Annotated in this window: 13 protein-coding genes; 5 read left to right on the top strand and 8 right to left on the bottom strand. The window is 56.5% G+C overall.

Annotated elements, in window-relative coordinates:
• Positions 1-7 precede the first annotated feature (7 nt).
• Positions 8-916 carry a rhodanese-related sulfurtransferase gene (locus ACN0TS_RS05615; RefSeq protein ID WP_417258357.1) on the top strand — a complete coding sequence of 303 codons (909 nt, stop codon included), beginning with the start codon at positions 8-10 and terminating at the stop codon, positions 914-916.
• Between the two features lie 39 nt (positions 917-955).
• Here ACN0TS_RS05615 and ACN0TS_RS05610 read toward each other — a convergent pair whose 3' ends face one another.
• From ACN0TS_RS05610 to ACN0TS_RS05595, 4 genes are all read right to left on the bottom strand, one after another.
• The gene (locus ACN0TS_RS05610; protein ID WP_417258356.1) at positions 956-4,246 is read right to left on the bottom strand and encodes a hypothetical protein; all 3,291 of its coding nucleotides are present in this window, start codon (positions 4,244-4,246) and stop codon (positions 956-958) included.
• 217 nt (positions 4,247-4,463) lie between these two features.
• Positions 4,464-4,709, bottom strand: a complete 246-nt coding sequence (locus ACN0TS_RS05605; RefSeq protein ID WP_417258355.1) for a hypothetical protein — start codon at positions 4,707-4,709, stop codon at positions 4,464-4,466.
• Positions 4,710-4,761: 52 nt separating this feature from the next.
• Entirely contained in the window at positions 4,762-5,415 is a 654-nt protein-coding gene (locus ACN0TS_RS05600) for an ABC transporter ATP-binding protein (RefSeq protein WP_417258354.1), read from the bottom strand.
• Positions 5,416-5,425: 10 nt separating this feature from the next.
• Positions 5,426-6,799 (bottom strand): sugar transporter, encoded by a 1,374-nt coding sequence (locus tag ACN0TS_RS05595; protein ID WP_417258353.1) that lies wholly within the window; start codon positions 6,797-6,799, stop codon positions 5,426-5,428.
• A gap of 211 nt (positions 6,800-7,010) precedes the next feature.
• On the opposite strand from ACN0TS_RS05595, the gene ACN0TS_RS05590 reads away from it, so the two are divergent.
• The gene (locus ACN0TS_RS05590) at positions 7,011-7,739 is read left to right on the top strand and encodes an ABC transporter permease (protein ID WP_417258352.1); all 729 of its coding nucleotides are present in this window, start codon (positions 7,011-7,013) and stop codon (positions 7,737-7,739) included.
• Here the strand turns inward: ACN0TS_RS05590 and ACN0TS_RS05585 are convergent.
• Both ACN0TS_RS05585 and ACN0TS_RS05580 read right to left on the bottom strand, forming a co-directional pair.
• Positions 7,736-8,764 carry a glycosyltransferase gene (locus ACN0TS_RS05585; protein WP_417258351.1) on the bottom strand — a complete coding sequence of 343 codons (1,029 nt, stop codon included), beginning with the start codon at positions 8,762-8,764 and terminating at the stop codon, positions 7,736-7,738. The genes ACN0TS_RS05590 and ACN0TS_RS05585 overlap by 4 nt on opposite strands.
• A gap of 81 nt (positions 8,765-8,845) precedes the next feature.
• Positions 8,846-9,808: a sulfotransferase family protein gene (locus ACN0TS_RS05580; protein ID WP_417258350.1), complete on the bottom strand. Its 963-nt coding sequence runs from the start codon at positions 9,806-9,808 to the stop codon at positions 8,846-8,848.
• A gap of 197 nt (positions 9,809-10,005) precedes the next feature.
• Between ACN0TS_RS05580 and ACN0TS_RS05575 the strand changes: the two genes are divergently transcribed.
• Both ACN0TS_RS05575 and ACN0TS_RS05570 read left to right on the top strand, forming a co-directional pair.
• Positions 10,006-10,863 (top strand): glycosyltransferase, encoded by an 858-nt coding sequence (locus tag ACN0TS_RS05575; RefSeq protein WP_417258349.1) that lies wholly within the window; start codon positions 10,006-10,008, stop codon positions 10,861-10,863.
• A 25-nt stretch (positions 10,864-10,888) separates the two neighbouring features.
• Positions 10,889-12,133, top strand: a complete 1,245-nt coding sequence (locus ACN0TS_RS05570; RefSeq protein WP_417258348.1) for a glycosyltransferase family 4 protein — start codon at positions 10,889-10,891, stop codon at positions 12,131-12,133.
• On the opposite strand, the gene ACN0TS_RS05565 is transcribed toward ACN0TS_RS05570, so the two are convergent.
• Complete coding sequence (locus tag ACN0TS_RS05565; RefSeq protein ID WP_417258347.1) at positions 12,130-13,473, bottom strand: oligosaccharide flippase family protein; 1,344 nt, start codon at positions 13,471-13,473, stop codon at positions 12,130-12,132. The two genes, ACN0TS_RS05570 and ACN0TS_RS05565, sit on opposite strands and share 4 nt — an antisense overlap.
• Positions 13,474-13,755: 282 nt before the next feature.
• Here ACN0TS_RS05565 and ACN0TS_RS05560 point away from each other — a divergent pair, with 282 nt between their 5' ends.
• Positions 13,756-15,753 (top strand): hypothetical protein, encoded by a 1,998-nt coding sequence (locus ACN0TS_RS05560; RefSeq protein WP_417258346.1) that lies wholly within the window; start codon positions 13,756-13,758, stop codon positions 15,751-15,753.
• A 33-nt stretch (positions 15,754-15,786) separates the two neighbouring features.
• On the opposite strand, the gene ACN0TS_RS05555 is transcribed toward ACN0TS_RS05560, so the two are convergent.
• A complete protein-coding gene (locus ACN0TS_RS05555) occupies positions 15,787-17,310 on the bottom strand; it encodes an O-antigen ligase family protein (protein WP_417258345.1) in 1,524 nt (507 codons plus the stop codon).
• Positions 17,311-17,350: the final 40 nt, after the last annotated feature.

Below are 17,350 nucleotides of genomic sequence, written 5' to 3'. Positions count from 1 at the left end.
AATCGCCATGTATACAGTTTGCGCTCTCTATCACTTCACCCGCTTCGACGATCCGTCGGAGCTTCGTCAACCGTTGCTTGATCTGTGTCTCTCCGAAGGGATCACAGGCTCGTTGCTTTTGGCCCGTGAGGGCATCAACGGCACGATTGCGGGACCAACGCCAGAGTCGATTGACCGTGTTGTCGCCCATATTCGTGCCTTGCCGGGATGTGCGGATTTCGAATTCAAACTGTCCACCTCGGAGCAGCAACCCTTTGGCCGTATGAAGGTGCGTCTCAAGCGCGAGATTGTCACGATGGGACAGCCCGATGTCGATCCGCGTGCTGCCGTGGGCCACTATTGCACGCCTGAGGAGTGGAACGAATTGATCTCCTCCGAAGATGTAGCGGTGATTGATACGCGCAACGATTATGAGGTCGGGATCGGGACGTTCGAGAATGCCATCGACCCACAGACCAAGTCATTCCGTGAGTTCCCGAAATGGTGGGAAGAGAACAAGGATCGCTTCCACAACAAGCGGATCGCGATGTTCTGTACGGGGGGTATTCGCTGTGAGAAATCGACGAACTATCTGCTCGGTCAGGGGATCGAAGAGGTCTATCACCTCAAGGGCGGTATTCTGAAGTATCTCGAAGAGGTGCCAGAGGAAAAGAGCCTGTGGAACGGCGAATGTTTCGTGTTCGACGGGCGCGTGTCTATCGGTCACGGATTGGTCGAGGGGCCGCATGAATTGTGCCATGCCTGTCGCCAACCGATCCTGCCCGAGGACAAAGAGCGTCCCGAGTATGAGGACGGTGTGTCCTGTCACCAGTGTATCGACAAGTTTGACGATGCCCGCCGTGAGCGGTTCCGCGAACGCCAGAAGCAGATCAAACTGGCCGAGGCCCGTGGCGAACGGCATTTCAAGCAGCATTAGAGCCTGTTTTTCGCTCATACGCTCCCTTGGCGCACAGGTTCAAACGAGGTCGATCAGGCCAATGAGATCAGCGGCGGAACCGTCATAATCGGTGAAGCGGATGATGTTTTCATCCGAGAAATGAAGCAGGAAATCCGCTTGTTTCCATCCCTTTATGCTGTGAACGAGGGAGGAAATGTTAAGGTCGGTCGACAGGCCAAGGCTTGCGCAATCAAGTTCGATACGATCAGTGGAAAGATCGAAATCGGCAAAGGTGTCTTCGCCACCCGAGAAGATAAATATATCGTTGCCCGCGCCACCTGACAGGGTGTCGTCGCCCGCGCCACCCGAGAGCCGATCGTTGCCATTCTCGCCATAGAGCCAGTCATCGCCCGCATCGCCAAACAGAGCGTCGTCGTGGTCCTCGCCGTATAATGTGTCATTGCCATTGCCACCGAAGAGGGTGTCCTCGTGCTTGCCACCGTTGAGTGTGTCGTTGCCGTCTTCACCGTAGAGGGTGTCCTCGCCCTTGTTCCCAAATAGCGTATCATTGTCTGCGCCGCCGTAGACCGTATCGTCGCTCGCGCCGCCGTAGATCGTGTCATTTCCTGCGTCGCCGTAGAGGAAGTCGGCGGATGCGCCTCCGTCTATGGTGTCGTTTCCATTTCCGCCATAGATGTAGTCGTAGTGGCTGAGGCCTAGAATGGTGTCGTCGCCATCTTCACCGTATATGATATCGCGGCCGTTGAATCCATTCAGAATGTCATTGCCGTCGCCGCCATAGATGGTGTCTCTGCCCTTTTTGCCTTTGATAATGTCGTCGCCTTCACCGCCATACAACGTATCGTTGCCCGGTCCACCCTTGATAAAATCGTCGCCTGCGCCACCCCATAGGGTATCATTGTCTGCTTGGCCCACAAGCTTGTCGTCGCCGTCTCCGCCGTAAATTTTGTCGTTGTCAGTGCCGCCCCAAATCTTGTCGTTGCCGTCTCCGCCCTGGAGAGTGTCGGCACCTTCCAGGCCATAGATCTTATCGTCACCGTCAAGGCCGAAAAACTGATCGGCTTCAGTCGATCCCGACAGGATGTCGTTGTAATCTGTGGCGACGATGGCCTCAATGCTCGTGAATGTCTCCCCAGATGCGCCGCCCTTGTTTTTGCTCGGGTCGGTCAGTTTTATCTCGATGCCGAGGGTCTCGGTTGAATAATTTACGGTATCAAAGCCTGTGCCGCCGTCGAATGTGTCTGTGCCGCTTTGACCGTATAAAACGTCATCGCCAGCCTGTCCCTCAAGTGTATCGTCGCCATCACCGCCATAGAGCGTGTCGTTGCCATTACCGCCCTTGAGCAAATCGTCGCCTGCCTCACCCCACAAAGTATCGTAACCGTTTTGGCCAAATAGCACATCGCTGCCATCACCGCCGTAGAGCATGTCATGGTCTGTGCCGCCCAAAAGGGTGTCATTCCCATCACCGCCGTCAAGGTTGTCGGCACCTTCCAGGCCATAGATCTTATCGTCACCGTCAAGGCCGAAAAACTGATCGGTTTCGGTCGATCCCGACAGGATGTCGTTGTAATTTGTGGCGACGATGGCCTCGATGCTTGTGAAGATATCGCCAGACGCGCCGCCTTTGTTTTTGCTCGGGTCGGTCATATCCAACTCAAGGCCGAGGGTCTCGGTTGAGTAGTTTACGGTATCAATGCCCTCGCCGCCGTTGAATGTGTCCGTGCCGCCCTGTCCGTAAAAGACGTCGTCGCCCGTGCTGCCTTCGAAGGTGTCACTCCCGTCGGTCCCGTGGAGCGTATCGCCATTGCCGCTTGCGGTAATGATGTTTTCGGTGACGACGTTTTCGGTCAAAACGGGCAGGTAGTGGGATAGATCGAGGGTGATCGCATTCGAGATTGCGGCCCAGGAAATGGACATGCCATTGTAGGATTCGAGGACAATCCGTTCATCGCGATAGGTCAAAATGCCCCCTGATCCCGTCATGGTATAGGTCAGCTGACCCGTGCTGCGCAGCATCGGCAGGTTGGACAGGTCCAAACGGTCATGGGTGGCGTTGAAATCGGTGATGGTGTCGGTTTCCCGATCTTGGATCAACACAACCACATCTGCGCCATTTCCTGTCGAAATTGTGTCTGATCCCGCCCCGTCGAAGAAAAAATCATTGCCAGATCCGCCAGAGAGTGAGTCATTTTCCGATGAGCCAAATAGCGTGTCGTCATCGGCCGTGCCAAGCGTCTGACCGCCGTTTGCGACTTTCACGACCCCATCTGTGTTGGTGGAAAAGGTGAGGGATTGAACCCCTGTTTCGGCAGAGGAGGTGATCAACATGACCAGATCGTCCCCCGATGTTGTGAGCTTGAACGACGAAATCGTCGAAAGCCCCAATTCGGTGGTGTCCTCGACGGAGAGGCGGTGCACGAGGGTGCCGTCGGGCATCAGTGTGAACAGGCTTAACCCGTCTTCACGACCCGCAACCGCGATGAAGGTGACACCGTTGATCGTGATGGTTTCCATCAGACGGGCACCACCGATCCGAGTCCCTATGCTGTCGATGACGTGATCGACCACGGTAAATTCCCCATTCGCATTGAGGGTCAGAACCGAAAGCGACGAACTGCCGGAGGCGGCGATTATGGCATGGGTGATCCCCCCCATATCCACCGTTTTGATGTCGGTGATGGTGTTGACGCCGAGCCCTTGTGCGGCGCGAACATCGTCCATTTTAGTCAGCACGCCATGCGCATCGACCGAAAGACTCGTGACGGATTGATCAAACGTGCTGCCATAAAGCACGATCGTCTGCTCCCCCATTTCAAGGGTGTGAAGCGTCGTGACCTGGTTGTTGCCGAGATTGATGTTCGAGATTTCGTTCAGCGTCCCGTCAGAGGCCATAGAGTAGGAGGCAATGGACTGCGTGTCGACGAGCGCGCCGACGATCACGGTGCCCGCCTGCGCGGTCTCAACACCACCAACGCCATACATTTGATGCCCGATACCAGTGTCGCCATCAAATCTCTTGCGGTTGATGCGTCCTGTCGAACTGAAGGTGACGGCATAGCCGCGCGAGCTGTTCAATCCCTCAATGCCGAAATAGATGTCGCCGTCGATTTCAAGGGGCGTAATACCCGTTGGCGTTCCAGTGTAGCCTGGAAAGTTGTAACTGTTGACCATGCTGGGAGAGGTCAATCCGCCCGCGAGGTCGTAGGATATGACGGTGTCCAATTCACGTGACACGAGAACGAGGTAAGACCCCTCGTCGGTATCGATTAATTCGATGTCATCAAACCGAACCTCAAAGCCGAGGTCTGATTGCCCTAAATGTGTACTGGAGATCAATCCAACCATTTTCACCCACTCCGTTCTTTCGCGGGCCCACCCCTGGACGTCTAGCGAACTGCATCGTTCCGGTTTTGGAACAAGAGAAGGTTTGGAAGGAATTGGAGGTTTTTATCGGTCACACAATGTGGCGAAAACGCAGTCTTTCATTCGTATTGCTCGACAATTTTCTATAAATATGTGAGAAATTATCATGTGTTAATAATATGTTAAGGGGCATTGGCCCCTAATGGCTGTGACCAATGATGATGTCTATAATTTCACTGCGGATTACGTTGATTTCGCCGCTGCCGATATGGATCGTGGTGAAATCGAGGACAGCAACGGGGGGACGGATTAGCTCAATTTCGGGAACGTGGTGGGCGGGCAAGCCGGCGATCCGATCTACGGCGTCGTCAAACGAAACGAGGTCTTCGGCTCCGATACCGTTTTTGATTTCGGCAATGGCGATGTATTGACAGTCGTTGCTCATACAGACCTGGGCTTTATCCTCGATACGGTGGACTTCGCTTAAGAGCCGCCTGTCAGGCCTGCAATGCGTTGTGGTGGGCGATGGCTTCGTCGAGGTCTTCGAAATAGCGGATGCGGCCCCGTTCGAGCACGAGACCCGCGTCACAGTAGTTGCGCAATTGCCGTGACGAGTGGTTGACCATGATTGCGCCCGAGTGGCGCATCCTGTCTTCAAAAAGGTCGCGGCTTTTGCGTTTGAACGATTTGTCGCCTACGGCGGTCACTTCGTCGACGAGATAGGTATCGAATTTGATGCCCATCGAAGCCCCGAATGTGAGGCGGGAGCGCATCCCGGATGAATATGTGCGCACGGGCATGTAGAAATGTTTGCCCAACTCGGCGAAATCCTCAACAAAGGCCACGAGATCATCCGTATGGACGCCATAAACGCGGGCGAGGAATCGCACGTTTTCGGCTCCTGTCAAATCCCTGTGGAAGGCCCCGCCCAAACCCACGGGCCACGATATGGTGCCATCCGACACCACCCGCCCGCTATCAGGGAGCATGGTGCCCGCGATGATTTGGAGCAGCGTGGATTTGCCTGCGCCGTTGCGGCCTAAAAGTCCGAGGGATTTCCCGCTCGGCAAGGTCAGGTTGAGGTTATCAATGACAACCTTTCGGTCGCCTCGGAGGGCAAATGTTTTGCGGAGGTTCTGGAACTGGATCATGGGCGTTCGCTTACCGTCTGTCTTGGACCGAATAGTAAAGCAGGATGCCGATGGACCATGTGAGGACGAGAAACAAAATGCCAAGGGCCGATATGACGTAGCGCCGTGGGTAATGCGATGTCTCGGCAATCGTCGGATTGATGTAAGTGGCAAGGTAGCGTGATTGCCGGCTCAAGGTATCCCGTGCGGCTTCCATTGCTGCGAGAGCCGCGCTGTAGCGTTGCTGTGCGAATTCCAGATCGACGGTCAGCCGTTCATATTCCGCAAAAAGGCTTGGGTAGTCCTGTCCCACGGCGCCGGTTTCGGTGGTGTCGGAGGTAAAGGCGGCGCGTTCGCTTTCGATGCGTTCGCGGATGACCTCGATGGTCCGCTCGCTTTTGGCCAGTCGGGGATCGGAGTCGATTGTGGTGCTTTTCAACAGGTCGAGTTCGATCAGGGCCTCGGCAAGTTTCTGTTGGAGGCTCGACATGACGCCCATGCGGCTTTGAATGTCTGCTTGTGGATCGACGATCCGGGTGCGGGTGCGAAATTCGGTGATGGCCTCGCGGGCACGCTTTAAGTCGGCAACGGCGATCTGGAGGTCATTTTCGGCATAGCCCATCGCGTCTTCGCGGGCCTGTTCGTTGAGGGCGTTGATGCGGATCTGGCTTTCATCGACGATGGCTTGGGCGATTGCGGTTGCAAATTTGGGTTCATAGGCCAGAACTTGCACGTCAATCAGCCCCGTATTGCTGCTGTAGGAAATGTCCACGATCCGGTTCCAGAACCATTCGAGGTCTTCGAGCGAGGCGGTTGGCCAAAGCGCGAAAAGAGGGTCCTTTGGCCAATGTTGGGAATAATGCGTCACCAGGTCGACGCGGGCATCGACAGCGGCAACAATCTCTTTGGAGCGAATGAATTCGTAGAGGATGTCACTGTCCGACGCGGTTGAGTTCCCTGCGAAACTTGCCAGACCGCCCAAGAGGTCCGTCGCGCTAGAACTCTCTTGCGAGCGCACGGTGAAGCCCGTCACCGAGGCATATTGATCCTCTGCAACTGCAAACATGTAAAAGACAAGCAGAACGGCGGGGACAACCACCAACATCACAAAGCTCGCTACCACGCCCCAATGGCGTTTGCGCATATGGGCCACGCGGGCAACGGGATAGGCGGGCATCTGCGCCATTTCTTCGCGCAGGGCATTAAGTTCGGATTGGGCAGCAAGAGCACGTCTGCGCATTTTGCGCATCTTTTTGCGTGGCACGGTTTTGGATGGCGCTGAAGAGCCATCTTCATCGATGATGCCGTCGGTCTCATTTTCCGTGTCGTCTTGGGCCAAATGAGAAACGTCATGATCGAGACGAGGCCTGTTCTTTCCCTGTTTCTGGGTGCTGTCTTCAGCCATTTTTGTACCTTAACCAGTTTTCTATTTGTACCTTCACCATTGTTCTAACCGTTTGTTAGTTACGTATACGTTACTCTGCTATCGCGTGTTGTCATTTTAGCCATAATGGAAATCCATGTCCGAGTTTGTCCCCCCTCCCTATGCGAAGGCCCTTGTGCCCGCGAGCAGCCAAAAGCGAAGGTTCACGAGTGTTCGCGTCATAGTGGCGCTGATGTTGAGGGAAGTCTCGACACAGTATGGGCGCACACCTGGCGGGTTTATCTGGACCATCATTCAGCCTCTTGGCATGATTATGTTCCTGTCGCTCGGCTTCCAATTGATGCTGCGTCAACCTGCGCTGGGGACCAGCTTTCTGTTGTTCTATGCCTCGGGCTACCTGTTTTTTAGTCTGTTTAACAGGCTATCCAATGCGGTCTCCAGGTCGATTAAATTTTCATCGGCGCTGTTGAAATTCCCGGTTGTTACCTGGGTCGACTCCCTGTTTGCGCGGTTTTTTGTCAATGCACTGATGGGTATTTTGACGGGTATCCTTTTGCTCACATGGATTTTGCTCACTGTCGAAAACCAGGGGCCGATAGACTTTGCCCCCGTCGCGGTCGCAATCGGATTGTCGCTTTTGCTTGGCCTTGCGGTCGGGACGTTTAACTGCGCCCTGATGGGGGTGTTCCCGATTTGGGCGGTGGTCTGGGATATTCTGACACGGCCACTTATGATCGCATCAGGGGTTTTGTACCTCTATGAGGGACTGCCAGACATTGCCCAGAAAGTGTTGTGGTACAATCCGCTCATTCACATCACGGCTATCGCGAGAACAGCCTTTTATTCGACCTATCCGGCCGCCTTCGTGAATATTTGGTATGTGGTCTATGTCAGCCTCGTCGTGTTGTTGATCGGGCTGATCCTGATGCGTAGATATGCATTGGTCATACTTAACGACTAAGTCTTTGTCGGAGAGCCACCGTCTTGAGCGATTGCAACAATCGAATTATGCGACCGATCTGTCTTTGCTCGTATCGCATCCGAGATCGCGTGCCACATTAAGCGACGATAGCGTTTGTGCTCTGCTCCATATCGTTTGGTCGCCAAAGACCATTTAAGGGTCAAAACAGGCACAAGTAGCCAAAATAGCGGCCCTGCCGCACTGTGGTACATCTTTAGTCCGTTGCGGTATGAGTAGTAGACCTTCCAAAGTGGACGGAAGCGACGGCGTTCATCTGTGCTGAAGGTTGAGCAATCATGTTCGAATTTCAGGTGAGGATCGAAACGCATCTCGAAACCCTGTCGCCGTACTCCCATCGTGTAGAGTACGTCATCGCCATAAAGGAACAGGTTGGGATCGGGGTATCCCACCGCCTGTACGATGCGCTTGGAGACGAAAAAGCCGACAAAGGACGTCATGTCGATGGCGCGGCGATCATTATGGTCATAGGCGGAATAGGGTATATGGTAGCCGTCGCGTTGCTTCATCAGGGTGCGTAGGAAAACACGTGGATGCCAGAACGGATTCATCGAGGGGCGGTTCATTTCGCAAATCTGTCCGTCAGGGAAATACACGGCCGCACCATAGGCGGTTGCATCGTTGCGAGGCTCCGACAAAAACGCCTCCAATGTGCCATCAAAGGGGCGGGCATCATCATCCATGACCACGGCCCAATCAGCGTGATGTGTCTCGAACGCGCGGCGCATGCCTAAGGCGAAGCCGCCTGCTCCACCGATATTGTCCTCAAGATGTATGGCATCCAGACGCGGATCATCTACTGTATCGAGCCATTCGCGGGTTCCGTCATGAGAGCCGTTGTTGACAACAACAACATGCGACAAGGTCATGGTGGGGGAATTCAGGAGTTGCGTCAAAGTGGTTTTAAGTTGTGAAAAGCGATTGCATGTCACCACCACCGCAACCAACACGGGACGAGCGCGTTCGCTTGTTTCGAAAACCGTCTTATCAAATACTACTCTTTTCATATACGCAACTTTGAGTTGAGCATATGAATATTGCGTTAACCACCTGGGACTAATTCAATGTGCTGCGAAGTTTGAGCAACGTCATTTCAACGTTGCGCGGTGCCGCTCCGATATCTGCGCAGCCAGCCGAGCATTGAGGGTGTTAAGGCCGAGTTTTCGCGACAGCTTTTCTCCCCAATAGAGCAGAGGCCCATAGGTGCGCGTGCCAAAACGCCACCGATAGAGTTTATGTTGCAGCGCCAGTTTGAGCCGCTCCATCGTGGACGGGGTGCGCGGAGATGTGGCGAATGCGTAGCCACGTTCAGTCAGCAGATCGCCGAGTTTACCCTCGACAAGTGCGATGTCATCCATGCTGCATTTATGCCGCCATTGCGCGATGAGTTTGGGGTCTGGCGCGGCGTAGGACGTGTGTTCATGGTAGCTCAACATGGCGGGAGACCACGCAATATCGAGAAAATCACAGACCCGTTTCAACTCAAATTCCCAGTCGGAAAAGAGGTCTTCGTACCGTAGAAAAAATTGATTTTCAGGCTGGATTCGGGTCGAAATCACATCCCAATCGCGCTCTGTCTCACACCAATGGTCGACTCCGTAATAGACATGCGCGGCCCACCCCATCGGGATGGACGAGCGGGCCACATCGCGCGGATCGCGGATCATATGGATGAGGCGGGCGTCGGGGTAAGCCTCGATGAGGCGAGCTGCGTTGCGGTGGATATTGAGGGACACGACCTTGGCCGTGGGAGCTTGTGCTTTGATCTGGTCCAAAAGTGCGTCGATCAGGTCCAGCCCATCACATCGTGCAGAGCTTTCAGGCAGGGTTAGATCCTTGTCACTGAAAATGCGATCTTGATTGAGAGCCTCCACATCGACGCGCCATCCCGTGGGATGTGACGGATCGCGCGACAGGTGATCGAATAGAAAGTCAAACTCACCTGGATTGACCGTTTCGGGGTGTGCATCCAGCATGAGACGAAAGGCCGTCGTCCCAGACCGCAATGCGCCGTAGACGTACACAATCTGTGCTTCAGTTTTGCCGCTCATGTCCGACCTATCCCACCCGTTTCCAATATGGTTAATGCGGTTTGGAGTGCAGCGCAAACCCTTCACCTAGTGGTTGTAACTGTATGCGGATGTGCGTGCAGGGTTGTTGCATTGCTGCTTGACGGGTAAACACATGGGAAGCACGAAAAACGTGCATCAATGGGCCAAGCAGGTCCAACAGGTCTGGAGCAGGGACCGTGGCAGAGACACAGAACGCGCAATTGGCGGTGATAATTCCCGCAAATAACGAGGCTGCCTATATTGGCGGCTGTCTTGATGCGCTGTTGTCTCGATCAGCGGGCGCCCGCATTTCCATCGTTGTCTCGGCCAATATGTGTGCGGATAATACGGTCGAAATCGCCAAAAGCTACGCGAGTGCTTTTGAGGGTCGCGGCGACAGGTTGGTGGTGATCGACAGTCCTATTGCGGGCAAAACCGCTGCCCTGACGCGAGCGGAAAGCCATTTGGATGTGGTTGGCGCGGGTGCATTGCCGCGGGCCTATCTGGACGCCGATGTGATCTGTTCGCCTGATCTGATTACTCAAATCGCCTCGGCGCTCGACACGTCAAAACCGCGATACGCCACGGGCGTACTCAGGGTTATGCAGGCACGATCCCGCTTTACTCGGGCCTATGCGGGGTTCTGGCAGGAGTTGCCGTTTGTCAAAGGTGGTGCAGTTGGCGCGGGATTTTTCGCGGTCAATAGTGCGGGGCGGGCGCGATGGGGGTGTTTTCCCGATATCATTTCCGACGATACCTATGTGCGATTGCACTTTGCGCCGGCGGAGCGGATCGAGGTTGAGGCCCCTTATGACTGGCCGATGATTGAGGGGCTTTCCGCTCTCGTTCGGGTGCGCCGCCGTCAGGACGCGGGCGTGCGCGAAATTGCCCAACGCTATCCTCACTTGATGGCCAGCGAAGGCAAGGTTCGGCTGGGTTTGGGTCGATTTTTGACAATGGCGGCAAAGATGCCCCTTGCCTGTGTGGCCTATATGTTCGTGCATGTTCTGACACGGATGGGGCGCAACTCCGAGACGTGGTCACGAGGGCGCTAGGGCGTGAATTGAGGATGATGTATCTATGACAAAACAGCCGATTGCCTATCTTACGGGAGAGTATCCCAAAGTCTCTCACACGTTTATTCAGCGCGAGATTGAGACCCTTCGCGGGAATGGGTGGACGGTTGAGGCCTGCACTATTCGTCGCGCGGAGGCCAAGGACGTGGTGGGCGCTGTGCAACATGACGAGGCGCGCAACACCTTTGGCGTCCTTGAGGCTGCAAAGAACCCTGCGACATTGATCGGCGCGCATATCTGGGCGCTTAAACGCGATGCGAAATCATGGGCGCGGGCGGCGCGATTGGCGTGGACAACCCGCCCTGCGGGGGTGAAAGCGGCGCTTTGGCAGCTGTTCTATTTCTTGGAGGCTGGCGTTCTGGCGCGTCACCTACACGAAAAGGGCGTGCGCCACATCCACAACCATTTTGCCAACTCAAGCGCATCCGTGGCAATGCTCACCTCCGAGATGTCGGGCATCCCGTTTTCCATGACTATGCATGGTCCTGCGATCTTCTTCGAGCCGATGCACTGGCGGATCGATGAGAAAATCGCACGGGCGTCTTTTGTCGCCTGCATCAGTCATTTCTGTCGCTCGCAGGCGATGTATTTTTCTGACCCTGCACATTGGGACAGGCTCAAAATCGTCCACTGTGGCGTGACGCCCGAGGCCTATGGCACCGCCCCGCGGGTGACGCGCGGCAAGCGGATTATCTTTGTCGGGCGTCTTGATCCTGTGAAGGGCGTGCCGCTGTTGCTCGATGCGATGGCGCGGATTGCGCAGGACCATCCCGATGCGACATTGACCATTGTGGGTGATGGTCCGTCACGGGCGGCGGTTGAGGTGCAAGCTCGTGATCTTGGGTTGAGGAATAGCGTGACGTTCCTTGGCTATCGCGCATCGAATGAGGTCACGGCGCTGTTGAATGAGGCGGATATGCTCGTGCTGCCCTCCTTTGCCGAGGGCGTGCCTGTGGTGTTGATGGAGGCCATGGCGAGCCGCATCCCTGTGGTCGCAAGTCGCGTTGCCGGTGTCAGCGAATTGATCGAAGATGGTGTGTCGGGTTTCACCATTCCTGCGGGCGATCTGGATACGCTTTGCGCAAGGTTAGACACGCTTTTGTCCGATCCAGACCTCTGCGCACGTATGGGTGAGGCGGGGCGTGAAACGGTCGAGGCCGAGTTTGATTTGGCTCGTGAAGGCGCGTGGATCGGTGAGATTTTTGAGGGAGTGCTAGACGGACAATTGCCCGTCCGATTGCGACCCTAAAGCAGGGCGATGATCGCCTCCCAGTGCAGCCAAACGGCTAATCCTGTGGCGGTAAATCCGAGCGCCATGAGACCCAATTCGCCGAGAGGGTCCCACGCTTTGTAGCGTGCGGTGAGGGCGGCGCGGAAGGGATAGATCAACAGGTTCGCGAGGGCGGGAGCCAAGAGAACGCCAACAACGCCCAGACGCGTCACTCCGATATAGGTAAATCCAATAATCGCCACGGCCATGGTCGACTGCAGGAAGAAATAGCGGCGGCTGTCTCCGCTCGCCAACAAGACGTTTTGCGACCCGATCACGGCGTAGGCGGGCACGGAAGCGAAGGAGATCAGCACAACAATCGGCCCTGCGAGCGCATAGCGTGTGTCGTAAAGCACATCGACAAGCCAGACGCCGACAAAGGCCAGGATGATGGTCATTGTGATGGCCAGACCCGCCACCATGCGGTGGGCACGAAATAAGCTCTTTTGGTTTTCGGCGCTCTCGATTGGCGGCTTGATCCGGTAGAGCGGAAACAGGACGCGGCGGGCGATTTGCGTGGTTGCGAGATCGGGAAGGGCGGCGAGCATGAAGCCGATGGAGAAAATGCCCAAAAGGTCGGTGGCAATATGGGCGCCGAGGATGGCGCGTCCGCCCATTGTGACGGCGAATGTCGCGATGGTGGAAAAGAAAATGAATGCACCAAAGCCCAAAATTTCGCGGGCTGCGGCGCGGTCCAAGCGAAAGCGATCTTTGTCGCCGTCGAGAAAGAGCGCTTGAAAGGTTGTGCGCAGGGTTGCCGTCATCACCGCGCCAAAGGCCAGCGCCCAGACCGAGCGCCACCACCATGCGGCGATGAGCATCAAAGTGATGGCAAGAAGTTGCGCGGATAGGTCGATAATAGTGAGGCGTTCGAGTTTCAGGTGGCGAGAGGCGAGCATCACCCGCGAGGGTTGGAACCCGCCGATGATCACCGACAGGGCGACCACGGGGAGAAGCTGACGCAATTGCGGCTCGTCATAGATAGCGGCGGCGGGGATCGCGAGACCGAGAGCTACGATCCACAACAGCACGCCACGCATCACCTGAAGCGTCCATGCCGTGTGCAAAAAACGTGGATCGTCGCCGTGTTTGCTTTGCACAATCGAGGCGTTGATCCCCAGATCGGAAAACATTTGCAGCCCGTAGATAAACACCTGAACGAGGGCCATGAGGCCAAAGGCTTCGGGGAACAGAAGGCGGGTCAGGATCAGGTTGGAGATCAACCGCAATCCATTGTTTCCGACCACATTGGCAACCGCCATGAGAGCCGCGCGCAGCGAGCGTGCCTTAACCCCCTCGCCGCGCATATGTGAGGTCACGCGAGCGATCATGCGCGGGCGGGCGTCGCGACGGGTGCGACTTTGAACGTGAAATGTGTCACCTGAATGGCCTTGCTCTTGCGGCCTCTGTGGGCCGTTTTGCTCACGCTACATCAAAACGGGGGCCTGCGGGAATAGGGTCGGTTCAACGGGGCGTGCAATCGCGGCGAGGTGTTGCAAAAGACGCAGGTTTGCCGATTTTGGCTTGGCCGTGCCACAGGGCTCTGGCGGCCATGGGCGGCTTTGCTACACTGCGCAAACATTCCAATTGAGAGCGAGACAATGTTGAAAGCCCTGAGATACGCCATCGGCCTCGCGCTCTGTATTGCCCATATGGCAGGTACGGCGCAGGCGGACGGAGCGGGATCTGTCTCGCGCGGGACGGGCTTGGACAATCCGACCTTGGCCTACAATCTCTCCGCGCCACGCGATTGGGGATCAGCACAACCCTTTATTGATCTGATGCGCGTGGCCCGTCCTTGGGTCGGACATGCGGGGCGCACATGGGCAGCGCTCAAACATGAGGATCTCGTGGCGCGAGGCGTGTTCGACGCGGATGGGTGGCCGATGTGGTTGCCCGAGGATGTGACCGCCATCGGCACGATCTTTGCATGGGACGAACAGGCCATCGACGGCGTGGCCGCGACCCGCCGCGGCGTCTATGAATTGCGCTTTGACGGGGCAGGTGAGATTGCCGTGAAAGGCGATGCAGAGGTTTTGTCACGGGGTGCGGGATACATCCGGTTCGCCAATCGTCGTGGCGCATATATTGGCATAGACATTACCGCGGCCGATCCGCAGGGCACGGGCAATTACATTCGCAATATCACGTTGATGCGGGCTGAACATGTTGCCCTGTTCGAGGCGGGCGCTGTCTTCTCGCCTGCGTGGCTGGCGCATATCAAAGACGCCCGCCAGATCAGGTTTATGGACTGGATGGGCACCAACGGGTCGCCCATGTCCGCGTGGTCCGACATGCCGCGAGACACCGCGCGGGGCATGGGGTGGAGCGTCTCCGTGGAGACGATGGTGCGCCTAGCCAACGAGATCGGCGCGGAGCCGTGGTTCACGATGCCGCATGGGGCAACACCAGACTTCAACCGTGCCTTCGCAACTTATGTGCGTGACCATCTCGATCCGCGTTTGCCTGTGCGGGTGGAGTATTCAAACGAGGTGTGGAACGGGGCCTTTGCCCAACACAAGGCGGTAAAGGACGCTGCGCAGGCCGCGTGGGGCACGCCCGCTGTCCATGGCTACTACACCAAGAAAGCGGTCGAAACGGCGCGCATTTGGGAAGAGGTGTTCGGTGCACAGGCTCAGGCGCGGCTGATCAATGTCATCGCGGGACAGGCGATAAGTGTGGATCAGGTCGAGCGGATTTTGACGCCCGCAATCTGGAAGCGGATGGAGCCGGATACCTATGTCGATCCGCGCGAGGTTTTCGAGGAGGTCGCGATTGCAAGTTACTTTGGCGGACATGTTCTGCGTGATGAGGCGGCGCGAGATGAATTGGCGGCTAAGCTCAAACAGGGGCTTAAGGACGCGCGGGCATGGATGCGGGCGCGGCTTCTTGATCCGGAGCAAACAAGCGGTCTGCCCCATGTCGCGCGACTTTGGCGTGATCAGGCGGCCTTGGTGCATAAACACGGCTTGCGCTTGGTGGCCTATGAGGGCGGGCAGCATATCCATTTCGCAACGGGCGGTCGCCGCGATGCCGATCCCGTGGATGTTTTCCTGATCGATTATATGCGAAGCGAGGATATGGAAGCGTTTTATGATCAGGTATGGGAGGCGTGGGCGGCGGTCGCGGATGGGCCAGTGATGCACTATAACGCGGTGTCGCTTCCCGCGTGGTACGGCAGCTGGGGTGCGCGCGCCTTTGTCGGGGATGAGACGCCACGGGCGCGGTTGCTCGATTACCGAAACACTACATCCCAACCGTGGTGGGATGCGCAGCCCTGTGCGTGTTTTCTCAATGGTGTGACGCGGATCGGACCGCATAGCGGTGTGACGCTCACAGGCACTGATGCCGCAGATATCTTGGTCGGAGGGCGCGGAGATGATGTGTTCCACAGCGGCGGTGGTGTGGATCATATCGACGGTGGAGAGGGCGTGGACGAGGTTGTGTTGAACGGTGTTCGGGATGCTTATGCGATCACAGTCACCGCGCAGGGGCATCAGATTTCTGGTCCGGACGGGATCAAGAGTCTGCGCCGTATAGAGCGGTTACGCTTTGCTTCTGGCGTGATGCAGTTCCCTCAAAGCGAGGTTGAAAACTAGGCTATATTTGGCAGGATTAGGCTCTATTTAGGCTCATTTCCGACGGGGCACAAATTTGGTGCGACGGGTAGACACAACGGCGCGACGGGTCTCTTGGCGCAGGGGCAATTCGCCACTAAAGGCCAAGCGACGATTGTCGATCTGCGACCACATTGCCCCTGCCATCAGCCATAGTGGCGGCACGGCGGAGGAGTTCGGAATGAGATCGACAAGATTGCCCGCGAGCAAAACCGCCGAGCCAGTGAGCAGCAGATCAACCTTGAGCCGTTTGCGCATTCGCCACATCAAGAGGGCAGGCAGACACAACAGGCCGAACTGCCCAAGAAAACCGATCCACCCGTAGGTGCCAATAACCAAAATCCATTGCCCGTCGACGGTGGAAATGTCCTTGCCCCACTCATCGTAAACCCGTGAGCGGTTGTAGCCGCCCCACCCCGTTAACGGTTTGAGGTTGGCGCGTTCTAGCAAGATGGCCTCATTGTCGAGGCGGTATTGAAACGAGGATGCGCGTTCGGGGGAAAGGGCCTCCATCACCGCGACCATGCGCTCGACAGGGATGCGGTCCGTTCCGCGTCCGATGGGGTAGAACAGAACCAGAATGGATATTGCCGCAGCGGTGAGAATTTGCAGGCGCGGCGAGAAGAACAGCAGCACAGGCAGCAAGATCACAGTGATCAACACAGCTCCGAGGTTCTTTGACAAAAACAGGATGACAAACAGCCATAGACACGCGGCCAGCCATTTCCAACGCGCCTGTTTTTCACTGGTCCGCGCCAAAAGGGCGGCCGCCATGATGCCAAGGGAGAGGAACATACCAACACGCAAACCGTGGGTCAGAAAGATGATCGGGCGGTAGCCGCCGTTGCGGATGTGTTGCCGCCATTCATGCGGGAAGAACCCGTAAATCCAGTTGTTGAGCTGCGGGCTGAGGCGCAGCTCGATCAGGGCAAGAAGTGAATAGGCGAGCGCGGAAAAGACCAGAACCCGCAGCAAGGCGATCTGTGCCTCAGGGGTGCGTAGATGGTTGCGGGCGACCCAAAACGCCAATAGCTGCACGGTAATCGACAGCGCCATAGACGCGGCGTCATAGGGTCGTAGCGCGGGGAGGGTTTCCTCGGGCAGTTTGATGGGTGTGGTATTGGCGGCATAGGTGAGCCAACAACCGAAAAGGGTCATGCCGATGAGCACGAGGATCATCAGATTGGTGCGCGATTTACGCCGTGGCTTACGCCAGGGCTCGGGTTCACCATCGGGCGTTTGCGGGCGCAACTGGGCGGATGTGGTCGAAGGTGCGGCCGCTCGGCGGGACGCGATGTCATCTGTTGTTGCTTCCTTGGATGAGAATAACCATGCGAACAGAAGGGCGGTGAGGCTCGGAACAAAAGCCTTGTCCAACGGCGGCAGGAGCGGCAGGTCGATTGCGGGTTCGACGGGCAAAAACAGATAGCCCAGAACGATGGTCAGAATGACCGCTTTGGGAATGTCGAACGCACGGAAAAAGCCCCATGAAATCACGGGCCAGAAAAACAGCATGATATAGGCGATGATATTGGGCATCGGTCCTGTGGGTGCTCTGCTCTCTTGGTGGCCAATGCTC

It is taken from the genome of Celeribacter sp. (assembly GCF_048266405.1).
Classification (GTDB): Bacteria; Pseudomonadota; Alphaproteobacteria; order Rhodobacterales; family Rhodobacteraceae; genus Celeribacter.
Note: the sequence above shows the minus strand (reverse complement) of the source record. Positions and strands in the feature narration are given on the sequence as shown.

Bases quoted from the DNA above. Each gene is read 5' to 3' on its own strand.
- ACN0TS_RS05560 (WP_417258346.1), top strand. From the start codon at position 13,756: ATGTTGAAAGCCCTGAGATACGCCATCGGCCTCGCGCTCTGTATTGCC.
- ACN0TS_RS05610 (WP_417258356.1), bottom strand. From the start codon at position 4,246: ATGGTTGGATTGATCTCCAGTACACATTTAGGGCAATCAGACCTCGGC.
- ACN0TS_RS05615 (WP_417258357.1), top strand. From the start codon at position 8: ATGTATACAGTTTGCGCTCTCTATCACTTCACCCGCTTCGACGATCCG.
- ACN0TS_RS05590 (WP_417258352.1), top strand. From the start codon at position 7,011: ATGTTGAGGGAAGTCTCGACACAGTATGGGCGCACACCTGGCGGGTTT.
- ACN0TS_RS05600 (WP_417258354.1), bottom strand. From the start codon at position 5,415: ATGATCCAGTTCCAGAACCTCCGCAAAACATTTGCCCTCCGAGGCGAC.
- ACN0TS_RS05585 (WP_417258351.1), bottom strand. From the start codon at position 8,764: ATGAAAAGAGTAGTATTTGATAAGACGGTTTTCGAAACAAGCGAACGC.
- ACN0TS_RS05570 (WP_417258348.1), top strand. From the start codon at position 10,889: ATGACAAAACAGCCGATTGCCTATCTTACGGGAGAGTATCCCAAAGTC.
- ACN0TS_RS05605 (WP_417258355.1), bottom strand. From the start codon at position 4,709: ATGAGCAACGACTGTCAATACATCGCCATTGCCGAAATCAAAAACGGT.
- ACN0TS_RS05580 (WP_417258350.1), bottom strand. From the start codon at position 9,808: ATGAGCGGCAAAACTGAAGCACAGATTGTGTACGTCTACGGCGCATTG.
- ACN0TS_RS05555 (WP_417258345.1), bottom strand. From the start codon at position 17,310: ATGCCCAATATCATCGCCTATATCATGCTGTTTTTCTGGCCCGTGATT.
- ACN0TS_RS05595 (WP_417258353.1), bottom strand. From the start codon at position 6,799: ATGGCTGAAGACAGCACCCAGAAACAGGGAAAGAACAGGCCTCGTCTC.